Annotated in this window: 15 protein-coding genes and 2 rRNA genes (1 of these 17 cut by a window edge); 6 read left to right on the top strand and 11 right to left on the bottom strand. The window is 45.2% G+C overall.

Annotation, left to right across the window (positions count from 1 at the left end):
* Window positions 1-90 precede the first annotated feature (90 nt).
* Entirely contained in the window at window positions 91-1,005 is a 915-nt protein-coding gene (gene hprK, locus NIT04_RS07985; RefSeq protein WP_252503016.1) for an HPr(Ser) kinase/phosphatase, read from the bottom strand.
* Between the two features lie 161 nt (window positions 1,006-1,166).
* Between hprK and NIT04_RS07980 the strand changes: the two genes are divergently transcribed.
* Window positions 1,167-1,445, top strand: a complete 279-nt coding sequence (locus NIT04_RS07980; RefSeq protein ID WP_252503015.1) for an alpha/beta-type small acid-soluble spore protein — start codon at window positions 1,167-1,169, stop codon at window positions 1,443-1,445.
* A 471-nt stretch (window positions 1,446-1,916) separates the two neighbouring features.
* Here NIT04_RS07980 and NIT04_RS07975 read toward each other — a convergent pair whose 3' ends face one another.
* Together NIT04_RS07975 and NIT04_RS07970 are read right to left on the bottom strand one after the other, a co-directional pair.
* Window positions 1,917-2,675 carry an SDR family oxidoreductase gene (locus NIT04_RS07975; protein WP_252503014.1) on the bottom strand — a complete coding sequence of 253 codons (759 nt, stop codon included), beginning with the start codon at window positions 2,673-2,675 and terminating at the stop codon, window positions 1,917-1,919.
* Window positions 2,662-3,606 carry an MBL fold metallo-hydrolase gene (locus tag NIT04_RS07970; protein WP_252503013.1) on the bottom strand — a complete coding sequence of 315 codons (945 nt, stop codon included), beginning with the start codon at window positions 3,604-3,606 and terminating at the stop codon, window positions 2,662-2,664. Before NIT04_RS07970 ends, NIT04_RS07975 begins: the two co-directional genes overlap by 14 nt.
* 171 nt (window positions 3,607-3,777) lie before the next feature.
* Between NIT04_RS07970 and NIT04_RS07965 the strand changes: the two genes are divergently transcribed.
* The 4 genes from NIT04_RS07965 to namA all read left to right on the top strand — a co-directional run bounded on the left by NIT04_RS07965 (window position 3,778) and on the right by namA (window position 8,230).
* Window positions 3,778-4,920, top strand: coding sequence for an SPFH domain-containing protein (locus NIT04_RS07965; protein ID WP_252503012.1), 1,143 nt, complete (start codon window positions 3,778-3,780; stop codon window positions 4,918-4,920).
* Between the two features lie 18 nt (window positions 4,921-4,938).
* Window positions 4,939-6,057 (top strand): zinc ribbon domain-containing protein, encoded by a 1,119-nt coding sequence (locus tag NIT04_RS07960; protein ID WP_252503011.1) that lies wholly within the window; start codon window positions 4,939-4,941, stop codon window positions 6,055-6,057.
* 311 nt (window positions 6,058-6,368) lie between these two features.
* Window positions 6,369-7,178 (top strand): pyrroline-5-carboxylate reductase, encoded by an 810-nt coding sequence (gene proC, locus NIT04_RS07955; protein WP_252503010.1) that lies wholly within the window; start codon window positions 6,369-6,371, stop codon window positions 7,176-7,178.
* A gap of 26 nt (window positions 7,179-7,204) precedes the next feature.
* Window positions 7,205-8,230 carry an NADPH dehydrogenase NamA gene (gene namA, locus NIT04_RS07950; protein ID WP_252503009.1) on the top strand — a complete coding sequence of 342 codons (1,026 nt, stop codon included), beginning with the start codon at window positions 7,205-7,207 and terminating at the stop codon, window positions 8,228-8,230.
* Between the two features lie 37 nt (window positions 8,231-8,267).
* Here namA and rnz read toward each other — a convergent pair whose 3' ends face one another.
* From rnz to mce, 6 genes are read right to left on the bottom strand one after another with little or no spacing between them, the layout of a single operon-like run.
* Window positions 8,268-9,206, bottom strand: coding sequence for a ribonuclease Z (rnz, locus tag NIT04_RS07945; protein WP_252503008.1), 939 nt, complete (start codon window positions 9,204-9,206; stop codon window positions 8,268-8,270).
* A gap of 9 nt (window positions 9,207-9,215) precedes the next feature.
* Window positions 9,216-10,406 (bottom strand): DNA polymerase IV, encoded by a 1,191-nt coding sequence (locus NIT04_RS07940; RefSeq protein WP_256470586.1) that lies wholly within the window; start codon window positions 10,404-10,406, stop codon window positions 9,216-9,218.
* A 60-nt stretch (window positions 10,407-10,466) separates the two neighbouring features.
* Window positions 10,467-10,943, bottom strand: coding sequence for a chemotaxis protein CheW (locus NIT04_RS07935; RefSeq protein ID WP_252503007.1), 477 nt, complete (start codon window positions 10,941-10,943; stop codon window positions 10,467-10,469).
* A gap of 3 nt (window positions 10,944-10,946) precedes the next feature.
* Window positions 10,947-12,074 carry a M20/M25/M40 family metallo-hydrolase gene (locus tag NIT04_RS07930; protein ID WP_252503006.1) on the bottom strand — a complete coding sequence of 376 codons (1,128 nt, stop codon included), beginning with the start codon at window positions 12,072-12,074 and terminating at the stop codon, window positions 10,947-10,949.
* Between the two features lie 28 nt (window positions 12,075-12,102).
* The gene (locus tag NIT04_RS07925; protein WP_252503005.1) at window positions 12,103-13,650 is read right to left on the bottom strand and encodes an acyl-CoA carboxylase subunit beta; all 1,548 of its coding nucleotides are present in this window, start codon (window positions 13,648-13,650) and stop codon (window positions 12,103-12,105) included.
* A complete protein-coding gene (mce, locus tag NIT04_RS07920) occupies window positions 13,637-14,056 on the bottom strand; it encodes a methylmalonyl-CoA epimerase (RefSeq protein ID WP_252503004.1) in 420 nt (139 codons plus the stop codon). Before mce ends, NIT04_RS07925 begins: the two co-directional genes overlap by 14 nt.
* Before the next feature lie 116 nt (window positions 14,057-14,172).
* On the opposite strand from mce, the gene prli42 reads away from it, so the two are divergent.
* A complete protein-coding gene (prli42, locus tag NIT04_RS07915) occupies window positions 14,173-14,268 on the top strand; it encodes a stressosome-associated protein Prli42 (protein ID WP_252503003.1) in 96 nt (31 codons plus the stop codon).
* A gap of 369 nt (window positions 14,269-14,637) precedes the next feature.
* On the opposite strand, the gene rrf is transcribed toward prli42, so the two are convergent.
* Window positions 14,638-14,753, bottom strand: a 5S ribosomal RNA gene (gene rrf, locus NIT04_RS07910).
* An 84-nt stretch (window positions 14,754-14,837) separates the two neighbouring features.
* A 23S ribosomal RNA gene (locus tag NIT04_RS07905) occupies window positions 14,838-15,157 on the bottom strand (it continues 2,614 nt past the right edge of the window).

Below are 15,157 nucleotides of genomic sequence, written 5' to 3'. Positions count from 1 at the left end.
CGAAATTCTTGGTGTTTGTCAACAGTCTGAACCGATGGACGAATCCATCGGTTCTTTTAAATTATATGTTAAATCTCTTCTACAGCTTTATTAATTAAATTCTGATTCAAGCCGCTTCTTGAATTCTTCTGCAGCACTATATCCTTGCTGTTGTAAATACCAGTTATTTGCTGCCGCCTCAATTAAACCTGCCACATCTCTACCCGGTTGTAGTTGGATTTGGATATGCGGAACTGGAACATCCATATAAGACTTGAATTTCGTGTCCAGTTCAAGTTCATTATTCAATGCATTGTCTTTCCACTCCGTCAATTCAATATCGAGCGCAATTCGGCTTTCTTCTTGAAAAGCCGCACGGCCATAAAGCCTGACAACGTTGAGCAGACCGATGCTACGTAACGCCAGAAATTCCTTGTTAGTTTCGTCATGTGTGCCGAGAAGAGTTTGCGGACTAAGTTTTTTCAGCACAACGATATCGTCTGCAATCAATCGATGCCCCCTGCCGATCAGTGTATGGGCCGTTTCGCTCTTCCCCACTCCCGACTTTCCACGGAGCAGGATTCCAATGCCAGCTACATTGACACATACGCCATGGACGGCAATTTCAGGTGCCATCTCTTTCGTGACGTAAGCATCCAGCTTGGCGCTCATTTCACTCGTCGAATCAGGTGTCCGTAAGACGGGTATTTGTTCTTCTGTACAATATTGCCTTAAACCAAGCGGTTCTTCCTGATTGGACGTAATAATGATGCACGGTGGATCGTATTGGACAATATTGGCGATTCGGAGCTTGCATTCTTCATCCGAAAGCGTATGCAAGTAATTGATTTCATTCTTCCCTAGAATTTGGACATGTTCCGTCGCAATAAAATCAAATTTATCCATAAACTCCAAGCCCGGTCTTCTGACTTTCGTCTTTTTTAAGATTTTACTTAGCATATGATGTCCAACAAGGACTTCCAATGAGAATCGCTTTACGATATGTTCAATGGTTACAGTTTTCATATCCAAGCTCGCCTCCTGTTTTTAATCGTTTTGTTCATTTAATTGATTTCATTTTAGTATAACATGTTGAACTGCTAATGCATTCGAGAAGCAATGTATATTTTACTATCAACATCATTATTGATTTTCGGGAAAGACTATGCTGGAAAGGAGATGAGTGGATGGGAAGAAAAAATCGTGTTTTAGTTCCTGAGGCACGCAAACAATTGGATCAGCTGAAAGTGGATGTTATGAAAGCAAAAGGATATGTGGTGGATGACGACCAACCGCATGCGGTCAAGTTTGAAATTGCAAAGGAATTGGGCATTCCCCTTTCAGAAGAATACAATGGCAAACTGACATCGGAACAGGCTGGGAAGATAGGTGGCCCAATTGGCGGAAATATGGTGAAAGAGATGGTCCGATTAGCGCAGGAACAAATGGCAAGAGATAAAAATTAATAAAAAAATTTTGAAATTTGTGTTTATCCTATTGTAGTGAAGGGTATATGTAGAATACAAGGCAGAACGAAAGTGGATGAGATAGCACGATGGTCGATTCCACGGAGATTTGCACAGCCTTGGCGGAAAATTTGCTTTACTGGCAAGTGGAACACTCGTCCGGGGAAAAACAGTATTGTTCCGGCCACTTTAAGTACGGTAAGAGGTAAGTTTTTTGTGGAAGTGCAACTTGAAGCTGACACCCATTATGGTCATTCACGAATAGGACCAAACTTTTTAAAGTCAGGGGTCAGATCGATCAAACTGCACTGACGGGCGTTTACTGTTTGTCAGGAAGAACAGTTTGAAGCAAGGATACAAACAATCAAATTTTCCGGTGCGGAAAGAAGAGCATGGTCCGAAGTTGGGATCATGCTCTTTTATTATGTAGTATTGGACTTTTTTGCGGATTTACAAGTTCTTTTCCCTCAATTATTTCTTCATAAAATATTTACGACCGACTTTTTCAACTAATCCAGGAGTGAGTGCATACAGTTTGCTTGTGAGCCCCATAATGCCGGGTAGATTAATTTCACGGACAGGCTTGTCAATTGTTCGGATGACTGCATCTGCTACAGTTTCGACTTGCAGCAAATGTCTGCCGAGCGATGAACGATAGTTTCCCGTTTTGTCTGCTCCATCTATGAATGGAGTATCAATCGGACCCGGATGAATGACGGAAACATTGATGTCAAACGGGGCAACCTCCATGCGCAACGCGTTCGTATATCCGATTAATGCATGCTTAGTCGCTGCATAGACGGAGGCTTTCGGTGTCGCCACTTTTCCTGCCTGCGAACCGATATAAATGAGGTGCCCTTGCCGTCGATCTATCATTTGTGGAAGGACGCGCTTCGTCAGTCCGACTGGGGCTATGAAATTTGTATCCATCATCGATTGGATTTCTTGATCAGACAATTCATGGGCGGTTTCGAAATGCCCTACCCCAGCTGAAAAGATGACGATATCCAATGGGCCGGTCTGCTCCAAAAGGTTTTCCTTCTCATCCTTGTTTGTTATATCCGCAGGAATGGCAATTGCCCCTTCGTTTTGCAATTCCCAAAGCTTGTCCGGAGCCCTTCCCGTTGCATAAACAGTGTACCGGTTGGCGTCAGCTAACAGACGCATCGCAGTTGCATAGCCGACACCGCTCGTCGCCCCGGTTATTAGAACGGTCTTACGTTTGTTCATAATACAAAATACCGCCCTCTCCAATCGTTTCTCGTACAAGCCCTTTTGATACTAAATAATCAGTTTGTCCGATTGTCTCGGATAGTGTTAGGCCAAGTTCTTTTTCATAGACAGTCGGGAACAATTGCTGTGTCAGCTCATAAATCGTCCTACTTCCGTCATTTAGCATCGAATGCACTTTCATTGCCCGTTCATGTTGTTTCTGAAGTCTTAATTCGATTAGAGGATGGACATTCCGAACTTCATTTCCATGACCGCCGTAAACGATATCAATCGGCAGATCTAACAGACGTGTCAAAGAAGCATTGTATTGCAATAACGACTTCGGACGCTCTGCGTTACGTTCCGCAGGAGGTTCGATTAAAGGATTGGACGATACTTTTTCCAGTACAAGGTCTCCCCCAATCATCTCCCCTGTCTTTTCATTGAATAAAACAATATGGCTTTGAGCATGTCCGAGTGTTTCCATGATGGTCCAGCCTGGATGGCCTGTCCACTCGTCGCCCTCTTCGATTGTCCTGTTCAGCGTCCGGTCCCCCATCAAACGTATCGGCCTTTTCATCTTTTCCACCCAATTGAAATAGACCTCCGGCACGCCTTCTTCCTTTAGACATTGCAAATAAAAGCGGTCATGGTACTCCATGAATGCCTGATCCCTCTTCAGCCATAGGTTGTTATACGGATGACCGACCACTTCCGCCTTGTCAAATGCATCCATCCAGCCGGCATGATCGGGGTGATGATGAGTCAGAACGACTTGCTCTATATCATTGAATGTATAACCGATTTCTTTCAGGCCTCGTTTTATCGCCTCGTATGCCTCTGGTGTTTTAGGTCCCGCGTCAACAAGTGATAAAGCATCCCCTTTGACGACAAATGCATTGACATCTCCTACCGCGAACGGCGTTGGAATTTCGATTTTATGTATCATATAAGTAAACTCCTTCAAGTTCAATCAGATTTATAATAATGAATGGTTATTCAGTCCATTGTACCTCTTTTCTCCAGCTACGTCACTCATGGCAAACCCAATCTTGAAACCTTTAATCGATTAATCCGTAGTATACTATAATGACGATATCTTTTTCCAAGGGGGATGAATATGGGGATTTTTAATTTTTTCAAGAGTCAATTCATTGAGGTCATAGAATGGACGGACCAAAATTCCAATACAATGGTTTACCGTTTTCCTGTGCAAAATAACGAGATAAAAATGGGCGCAAGCTTGATCGTTCGTGAATCGCAAGTAGCTGTATTCGTAAATGAAGGCGAAATTGCCGATGTGTTCACGCCAGGGCATCATGTTTTATATACGCAAAACATGCCTGTATTGACGAAGCTGAAGTCTTGGAAAACCGGATTCAATTCCCCTTTCAAGGCTGAAGTCTATTTTGTGAATACAAAGCAGTTCATTAATCAAAAATGGGGAACTTCCAATCCGATTATGATGCGTGATGCGGATTTCGGGATGATCCGCTTACGTGGCTATGGCATCTATTCGTACAGAGTTTCCGACGCTGCACGTTTTTTAAAAGAGCTGTTTGGCACCAACAGTTCGTATGATACGAGCAGCATTGAAAATCACTTGAAAAAGATGATCCTTTCCGGATTGACAGATCTATTTGCAGAATCGCAAATACCTGCACTAGACCTTGCCATGCACTATGACGAACTAAGCACACAAGGTAGAGAGAAGATGAAGGAACGCTTTGCTGAATTCGGCTTTGAAATCACTTCCCTCTTTATTGAAAATTTGTCACTCCCAAAAGAAGTAGAGGAAGCTATGGACAAGCGGACGACGATGGGTGTTCTAGGCAATATGAATACGTACACGCAATATCAGGCAGCCGAAGCGATCCGTGATGCCGCCCAGAACGAAGGTGGCGGTATGGCGGCCACTGGTGCCGGCATCGGAGCGGGCGCTGCTATAGGTAATATGATGGCAGGAGCTTTCTCCGCAAATCAGCAACATGCAGCCCCTTCGGCCGAACCGGCAAAAATGGCTTGCCCACACTGCCAAGCGCAAATTCGGGCGACGGCAAAATTCTGCCCAGAATGCGGAACTTCTGTTCAAGTAAAGAAAGTCCCGTGTGTCAATTGTCACGCAGAAATCAAAGAAGGTTCAAATTTCTGCGGAGAATGCGGCGCAAAACAAGTGACAGAGAAAAAATGTGCGAGATGCGGCGCAACTAATGGCCCTACAGCAAAGTTTTGTGGAGATTGCGGAGATAGCCTGGATGGCTGAACGTGACGGGGTGACGGAATGACGAATGCAGACAACGACTTCCTAGTAGTTGAGACAATTGAAGAAACAGAGGTAAATCAATGCGGTTCATGCGGAGGAAATGCAGTTTACGACCCTGTTTCCCGAGGTTTAAAATGCCCTTTTTGCGGAACTGAAGTGGAAATTATAGCAACCCGCGAAAATACGACAGAACATGACTATTTGGATGCATTGGATCTGGCAGATCATAGTTGGAGCAATGAGAAACGGGTCTTTAAATGTGAGAATTGCGGCGCGGAAACATTGTTGGATAATGATAAAGTTGCTGATTTCTGCACTTTTTGCGGTTCGTCTCATATTGCCGTTACGGACCATGATGCGGGTATTAAACCGGCATTGGTGCTTCCCTTTCACATATCAAAGGAACAAGCTGTTGAGAAATTCAAAACATGGATATCCAAAAGATATTTCGCACCTTCAAAGTTGAAAAAAGATTATGAGCTGCAAAAAATCAGTGGTGCATATATCCCTTATTGGACGTTTGACTCGGATACTAAATCCTCCTACACAGTAAAGATTGGAACGTACTATTATGTTACCGTGACAAAGACTGTGCATCGCGACGGAAAGGCCGAGCAAGTTACCGAGCAGGTCAGGAAAATAAGATGGCGCACCCAATACGGCACATATAATGAATTTTTCGATGATGTATTAGTTAAGGCATCACGTAATGTCGCCTCCGGTTTAATCGACAAAGTTGAGCCTTTCCAACTTGGTGGCTTACTCGACTATAGGACGGAATATTTATCGGGCTTCCTTGCAGAACGATATTCCATTCCGCTAAAAGAGGGCTGGTTTTCAGCTCGTGGCATTATCGATCAACGAATAAGGAATCGAATTCTCCGAAAGGAAACGGGCGATGAAGTAAGAATTGTGAAAGTGGACACGTCATATGACGGGATAACATTCAAACATATTTTGCTGCCGCTCTGGATTTCGTCATTCACCTTCAACAATAACGTGTACCGCTTCCTTGTGAATGGGCAGACGGGAAAAGTAAGCGGCAAAGCCCCGATCAGCGTATGGAAAGTAATGTTCACTGTTCTGCTTACGGCTCTTGTTATCGGCATCGTATATATGTTCCAAGACTTTTTATAATTGTTGACTTTTGTCTGACAACGTGCAATAATCTCTTTAATTTACAATACTTGAGCGTTGACGAAGACGAGTAGAGGTAGTGAAGGAAACAGGAAGCGCGGTCACCGACTGAGAACCGCTATCCCTCTCCTACCCCGAACCTGCTTCCGAGCTGCCATGGAAACATGGCCGTCCCTTTCACGTTACGAAAGCTTGAAAGTTGTGCCGGACCATTCCGGCAAATTTAGGTGGTACCGCGGAAACATGCGTTTTCGTCCTGATTATATCGGGACGGAAGCGCTTTTTTTATTCACTTGAAAGGATTGATGAGGATGGGGACAATCGTTTTCGTAGGAGCCGGTTCAATGGCAGAGGCGATTATTGCTGGTATACTTACTAATGAAGTCATGCTGGCCAAAGATGTCTATGTGATGAACAAATCGGATGATGAGAGGCTAGCCTTCATGCAAAAATCGTATGGGGTTTCACTTGTTTGCCAAAATAGAAATGCATTGCGTGAAGCAGAACTCATCGTATTAGCGACAAAGCCGAAAGATATCCAACAAGCGATGTGCGATATTTCCGATGCTATTAATGATGATGCGGCTGTTTTATCCGTAATTGCCGGTGTGTCGATCAATACGATTGAGAATGGCCTAGGCACCCGCCCAATCGCCCGATCTATGCCAAATACATCGGCGACCATCGGCAAATCCGCAAGCGGGGTTACAATGAATGCTTCAGTCAATCCACATATGCGAAAGCGCATATTTGAACTGCTCTCGTCGATTGGCGTTGTGAAAGAAGTTGAAGAGGATGAGTTGCATACAGTGACGGCTTTGTCCGGCAGCGGCCCTGCATATGTTTATTACATGGTCGAAGCAATGGAAGAGGCGGCGATTGCGAAGGGACTTTCCAATGAAGTGGCTCGCGAACTAGTTATCCAGACATTCGAAGGTGCGGCCGCGATGTTACGGCAAACTGGTGAGGAGCCTGAACTGTTAAGAAGGAATGTGACTAGCCCGGGTGGTACGACTGAAGCCGGATTGAAAGCACTTGAAAATCGACAATTTAAAGAGACGATTCAAGAGTGCATCAACAGTGCGGAAAATCGTTCCCGGGAACTGGGAGCGTTGTCTTGAATGATTGGTAGGAGGAGATTATTGTAATGGCGATGTTATTTACACCTTATTCAATTCGCGGAGTAGAATTTAAAAATAGGATTGTCATGGCACCAATGTGCATGTATTCATGTCATAACTTAGATGGTAAAGTTGAAGATTGGCATAAGATTCACTATGCCACTCGGGCTGTCGGGCAAGTCGGATTGATTATCGTGGAAGCGACTGCCGTTTTGCCGGAAGGTCGCATTTCGGATCGGGATCTTGGCATTTGGAGCGATGACCATGTGGAGGGACTAACTGAAATTGTTCGTCTTATGAAGCAGCATGGTTCGAAGACAGGTATCCAACTTGCGCATGCCGGCAGGAAGGCTACGGTGGATGGCGATATTTATGCGCCGAGTGCAATTGGCTTCAATGAACAGTATAAAACACCAGTCGAAATGTCTCTTAAGGAAATCCAGGATACAATTGTCGCTTTCAAGGATGCCGCCGTTCGGGCGAAAGACGCTGGCTTTGATGTCATCGAGTTGCATGCCGCCCATGGCTATTTGATCAATGAATTCCTCTCGCCACTTGCAAATGAGAGAAATGACGATTATGGAGGGCCATCTGAAAATCGCTATCGCTTTTTGCGTGAAATCATCGATTCTGTCCGTTCAGTTTGGGACGGTCCTTTATTCGTCCGTATATCGGCAGAGGATTATGCAGATGGCGGAATGACGACTTCCCAATACATCGAAATGGTGAATTGGATGAAAACGCAAGATGTCGATTTGATAGATGTCAGTTCGGGCGCTGTAGTTCCCGCTAAAATCGATGCGTATCCTGGCTATCAAGTGCCGTTTGCGGAACAGATAAAAAAAGAGAGCAGTATTGCGACAGGCGCTGTCGGCTTGATCACGACCGGATTGCAAGCCGAGGAAATTTTGAAGAACGGCCGAGCTGATGTTGTATTATTAGCCCGTGAATTGCTGCGCAACCCATATTGGGCTTATACGGCCGCGAAGGAATTGGGCGTGACGATTGACCCGCCTAAGCAGTATGATCGCGGCTGGACTTTTAATAAATAAGGAAAGCTGCCGCTTGTCAAAGATGACTGCGGCAGCTTTATTTTTTTATCAACTGTTCGTTTTTCCACTCAAAGTGGCTGAAGTCTTCTGCAATGTGGACGTTCGGAAAAACAGCTTTACCTTGCTCCTGTAAAATACCGATATCAGCTGGCATGAAACGTGCACTAATATGGTTTGCGATTAGTGCATTCACATTTGCCTCATTCGCTGTTCGTGCCGCATCCCCTATTGTCGAATGGCCGTACTCTTTCGCAAGGTCTCCGGTTTCATTATCAAATGTTGCTTCATGGATCAGAATGTCTGCTCTGTCTGCCAATTCAACAGCGGCTGAACAGTATTTTGTATCTCCGAGAACAGCAACCGTAAACCCATTTTGCGGTTCACCCGTCACATCTTTGCTATAAACGATTCGCCCATCAGCGAGCTCGACGTCTTCCCCATCCTTCAATTTTTTCAATAAAGGACCTTTTGGGACTCCTGATTCGAATGCTTTATCTACAAGAAGCTTACCGGACAACGGCTTTTGCTCGATTCTAAAACCGAAACATTGGATGACATGTTGGAGTTCTTGTGTTGACACAATAAATTGATCATCTTCAAAGATTACCCCTTCATCGATCTCCTCTATTTTCAACGGATACGTCAAGTGGGTTTTCGTTAGACGAAGCGTAGTCGTTATCCATTCCTTAATTCCGACCGGTCCGTAAATGATCAATTCATCTTCACCACCTAAAAAAGACCGCGACCCAAGGAATCCAGGCAAACCGAAAATATGGTCACCATGCAGATGAGTGATGAAAATCTTATTGATTTTCCGTGGTTTGATTGACGTTCTCAACAGTTGATGCTGCGTTGCCTCGCCGCAATCGAACATCCAATAGCCACCTTGCTCTGCAGACAGATTGACGATCATGGATGATGTGTTGCGTTGCTTGGATGGCATACCGGCTCCGGTTCCTAAGAATACTAGTTCCATTACGATCGCCTACCTTTCTCCCAGCCCCCGTTTTACGGAATTTGGACCGAATTTTTTCTCTAGTTCTGTGACAAGCTCTTCCATTTTCGCTTCTTTTGCGTACTTCTCAAAGTTTTCAAATGATAATTGCTCATTCAATTCATTAATCGGAATGACATTGGATACCGTAATTCCTAATAGCCTGATCGGATCCCCGTCCCAATGCCGTTTGAAAAGTTCTGCTGCTTCTTTGTACAGATCCTCCGCTTTGTAAAGCGGATTGATCACTGTCCGACTTCTTGTGAAGTTCCGCCAATCGGACGTCCGGATTTGTATCATGACGACCGTACCCGCCAGCTGTCGCCTGTCTAATCGCTGGGCGACTTTCACGGATAACTGCTTGAATACTTCGAGGCATGCAGACAGTTCCGTTTCGTCAATCGGCAATGTCGTCGAGCTTCCGACACTTTTCCTTTCTTCCGCCGCGTCAGGATCAACTGGCCGGTGATCGATTCCGTTCGCTCGCTTTCGCAGTCGAATTCCGTTTTTCCCCATCGTGCCTTTAATTAATGATTCGTCTGCTCTCGCCAAATCGCCGATTGTTATAATGCCGATTTCATTTAGACGCTTTTCTGTACTTTTTCCAATCCCGTGCATCTCTATAACAGGCATTGGCCATAAAACATCTGGCACTTGCCTCTTACGTAAAATCGTAATGCCCATTGGCTTTTTCATATCGGAAGCAGTCTTTGCCAAAAACTTATTCGGCGCAATTCCGATAGAGCATGGAAGGTCCAATTCATTTAGGATCCGTTGCTGCATGTGCTCCGCAATTTGGATAGCACTCGTCAAGCCACCGATATTTGTAATGTCGATATACGCTTCGTCAATCGAGACAGGCTCGACAAGATCGGTATATGACCGCAAAATCGAAAAAACAGCATTGGAAGCTAACCGGTATTTTTCATGGTCGGGTGGCACGATAACGAGATGGGGACAAATCCTCTTCGCCTCGCCGACTGACATCGTCGTGTAAATGCCAAGCGCCCTCGCCTCGTATGAGCATGTGACGAGGATGCCCCGCCGCTCTTTAGGATTTCCAGCAACCGCCATCGGTATCCCTTTCAATTTAGGATCATGCGCTTGCTCAACGGAAGCGAAAAAGCTATTCATATCAAGATGAAGGATGACTTTCGCCTGTGCATTCGGGACAGTTGTCACTTGCCTCACCTCCATCACTTCATTAAAAAAACCGGATGGATGCAGCCATCCGGCTCTACATTATTTTTCTTGCATACGCTTTGCTTGCACGTATTCCCCGATTTCATCCATCCCTGTCAACGTCCGTGATAGTATTTCAGCATCGACAACGGTGATCATCCGATCTTCCAGATTGGCGACTGTCTTGAAATATGGCGTTCTAGAATAGGCCATCAAGCCGGATGAAGTCAATTTGCTCTCCGGGATATCCAAGATCTCTTTTGCATCAAGAACGAGTAATCCAATAAATAGATTTTCGGTTTGCACGACAACAATTCTAGCATTCGGATCATCTTTCGCCGAATTGCCGTAAAGGATCTGCTGAAAGTCCAAGATCGGCACCAATTCACCTCTGATTTTCATCAACCCAAGCATATACTCTGGCAGATGTGGAATCGGATTTACCCGTTCAAGTTTTTCAATCGAAACGACAGTATCTACAGGCAAAGCATATTCCTCTTGCCCGCATTGAATGATTACCGCTTTCAAGTCGCTCAACGGTCAAGCCCCCTTCGTCGCAGCAATGCGAACTATTTCAATCAGTAATTCAGTGAGCTTATTCAATTCCTCCACTGGCATCCGCTCATTTTTTGTATGAATTTCCTCATAGCCGACCGACAATGTCACTGTTGGAACTCCCATCCCATTAAATACGTTGCCATCGCTTCCGCCCCCGCTCGTCATGAGTTTAGGTTCTCTGCCGACATTACGTATCGCTTCCATTGCCGTTTGCACGACTTCCGCGTCATCATTGAAGCTGAAGCCCGGATACATGAGCTTCACTTCCGTTTCAGCCTTGCCGCCCATAGCAGCTGCCGTCTTTTTAAACGTTTCAACCATGTGGACAGTCTGTTTCTCGAGCTTATCGGAATTAATGGAACGGGCTTCTGCTAAAATACGGACTTCGTCACAGACGATATTTGTCGCTTGTCCACCTTCGAAACGACCAATGTTTGCCGTCGTTTCTGAATCCACACGGCCAAGTGTCATCGCAGCAATCGATTTAGCAGCGATATTGATCGCTGAAACTCCCTTTTCAGGCGCTACTCCTGCATGAGCCGTCTTGCCATGGATTGTCGTCCATAGTTTCGCCTGATAAGGGGCAGCAGTAACAATACCACCCACTTTGCCATCACTATCGACAGCATAGCCATACTTCGCTTTCAGCAGTGACGGATCCATCGCTTTTGCTCCGACAAGTCCACTCTCTTCTCCCGCGGTAATGATAAATTGGATATCGCCGTGCGGCTTGCCTTCTTCCTTCAACACTCTTGCCATTTCAAATAGAGCAGCAATCCCAGCCTTATCGTCCGCCCCTAAAATAGTCGTGCCATCCGAATAAACATACCCGTCTTCACGCAGTTCCGGCTTAATCCCTTTACCGGGAACGACAGTGTCCATATGGCAAGTAAAATAAATTGAATCAGCATTATCTACTGTTCCCTTCAATGTTGCAATCAAGTTTCCCGCACCGTGTCCCGTCACATCTTTAGAGTCGTCTTCCACAACCGTGAATCCGAGGTTTTCCATTTTCTCTTTTAATACTGTGACAATTCCTTCTTCATGCTTCGTTTCGGAATCAATTTGTACAAGCTCAAAAAACTCATCCAATAGCCGTTGTACATTCACTATGCATCTCTCCTTCACTTTCGTTCCGTTACAATGGGATGTTGCCATGTTTCTTTCTAGGTCTCGTCTCTTGCTTATTCCTCATCATTTCAAGCGCCTGTAAAAGTTTGATCCGCGTCTCTCTAGGATCTATAACGTCGTCTACCATTCCATGGGAAGCAGCGACATACGGATTTGCAAATTTCGCCCGGTATTCTTCAATTTTTTCGTTTCTCGTCGAATCCGGATCCTCACTATTTGCAATCTCCCTGGCAAAAATGATGTTTGCTGCACCTTCTGCCCCCATGACAGCAATTTCTGCGTTCGGCCATGCATAGACAACGTCCGCACCTATCGCTTTCGAGTTTAAAGCAACATACGCTCCACCGAATGCCTTCCGTAAAATGACTGTGATTTTCGGAACAGTTGCTTCGGAATAGGCATAAAGGATCTTTGCACCATGACGGATAATTCCCCCATGCTCTTGCTTCACTCCTGGGAAGAATCCGGTAACGTCCTCAAACGTAATAAGCGGTATATTGAATGAATCACAAGTCCGGATGAATCGGGCAATCTTGTCTGATGAATTAATATCCAATCCTCCAGCCATCACTTTTGGTTGGTTGCATATTAATCCGACAGATTCGCCTTTCATACGGGCAAATCCGACGACTGCATTCTTTGCGAATTCCGCCTGCACTTCGAGAAACGAATCTTCGTCGACGACTTGTTCGATGACTTTGCGGACATCGTATGGGCGTATCGTTTCAAAAGGAACAACATCCGCCAAATCGTTACGATAATCATCTTCAAATTCTCTTTCAAGTACAGGAGCCTTTTCATCATTGTTTTGCGGAAGATAGGACAGGAGATTCCGGACTTGTTCCAATACCGTCTTCTCGTCTTTTCCACGGAAATGAGCGTTTCCACTTATGGAATTATGTACTTTCGAACCGCCTAAATCTTCGGATGAGATTTTTTCACCTGTCACCGTTTCAATGACTTTCGGGCCTGTAATGAACATCTGGCTCGTTTCGTCCGTCATAAATACAAAATCAGTGATTGCCGGGGAATATACAGCCCCACCTGCACACGGTCCTAAAATGACGGAAATTTGCGGGATGACCCCTGAATAAATCGCATTGCGATAGAAAATTTCGCCGTACCCGTCCAGTGAAACGACTCCTTCTTGGATACGTGCGCCCCCAGAATCGTTCAAACCGATGAAAGGTGCGCCATTCTTCGCAGCCAAGTCCATGACGTTCGCAATCTTCATGGCATGCATTTCACCTAGCGCACCGCCAAATACAGTGAAATCCTGTGAAAACAGATAAACTGGACGTCCGTCAATCTTCCCGTATCCGGTCACGACGCCGTCTCCTGGTCCCATCTGCTTATCCATGCCAAAATCACGTGTTCTATGTATGACGAAAGGATTCAACTCGACAAACGATCCTTCATCGAGCAATAGATCGATTCGTTCTCGAGCGGTCAGTTTTCCTTTTTCATGTTGTTTGGCAATCCTTTCATCGCCTCCACCTAATTCAATTTCCCTTTTCCTATCGTATAATTCATTAATTTTATCATAAATGTCCATTCAACTTCTCCCCTTTATCACATAGTTCATAAAGCACCCCGAAAGACGACTTCGGATGCATGAATGCCACTTCTGCACCGCCGGCGCCCGGCTTCGGCTCATCATGCAGCAATTGAACGCCCTTTTTCTTTAACTCTTCCATCCGCGTACGGATATCAGTAACTCCGAATGCGATATGGTGGATGCCTTCCCCGCGTTTTTCAAGGAATTTTGCAATCGCGCCTTCTTCACCGATCGGCTCAAGGAGCTCAATTTTACAATTTCCCGCATCGATGAACGCCACTTTCACTTTTTGACTTTCAACCTCTTCAATTCCAAGCAGTTTCAAACCTAGTGTTTCTGTATAATATGGCAAGGTATCTTTCAAATTTTTAACGGCAATTCCGATATGATCCACTTTATTCATTTGAACGCCCCCCCTTTCAATCCATTGTAACGTTTTCTATATAAATCCGCTACATCTTGAGAATTTTAAGGAATCTGTTAAAATGGAAGTATCTATAACGTGAGGAGATTTGCCAAATGAGCAATAAAAAAGTACAGAAGTTTGTCGTCTATTTAATGGTCGCGGCTATGGTCGCATCAAGTATCCTTTTCGGCTTGAGCATGATATTATAAAAATGAAAAACTAACCTGCTTGGACTGTTACAGACTGTAAGCACACACGATTATTTTGGTGTGTGCTTACAGTCTTTTTTATAGAAATATTACTACCAGAATGTTACATTTTCGAACATTCCCCCATAGGGGATGGCCTTTGCCAGGCGACGTCCTACTCTCGCAGGGGGAAGCCTGTTCCCTGCGTAATTTGCACCATTGGTGTATATTACGCAAAGCGGCTACGCCGGCTTTACTACCATCGGCGCTGAAGAGCTTAACTTCCGTGTACGGGATGGGAACCGGTATGACAGATATCCATTGCAGATATTTAACCTTCGGTTATATTTTTGAACATAAAAAAACCATTCCCCACAGGGAATGGCCTTTGCCCGGCGACGTCCTACTCTCACAGGGGGAAGCCCCCTACTACCATCGGCGCTGAAGAGCTTAACTTCCGTGTTCGGTATGGGAACGGGTGTGACCTCTTCGCCTTCGTCACCAGACTATTGAACGATGCTTGTTCGTTCAAAACCGGATAAAACCAACATTGTCGCTGAACGTCAAGTTCAACCGTACTTAAGTAACTTAAGGTTAAGTCCTCGATCGATTAGTATCCGTCAGCTGCACGTGTCGCCACGCTTCCACCCCGGACCTATCCACCTCATCTTCTTTGAGGGATCTTACTTACAAATGTAATGGGAAATCTCATCTTGAGGGGGGCTTCATGCTTAGATGCTTTCAGCATTTATCCCGTCCACACATAGCTACCCAGCGATGCCTTTGGCAAGACAACTGGTACACCAGCGGTGTGTCCATCCCGGTCCTCTCGTACTAAGGACAGCTCCTCTCAAATTTCCTGCGCCCGCGACGGATAGGGACCGAACTGTCTCACGACGTTCTGAACCCA

The sequence above is a fragment of the Sporosarcina sp. Marseille-Q4943 genome, from assembly GCF_943736995.1.
Taxonomy (GTDB): domain Bacteria; phylum Bacillota; class Bacilli; order Bacillales_A; family Planococcaceae; genus Sporosarcina.
Note: the sequence above shows the minus strand (reverse complement) of the source record. Positions and strands in the feature narration are given on the sequence as shown.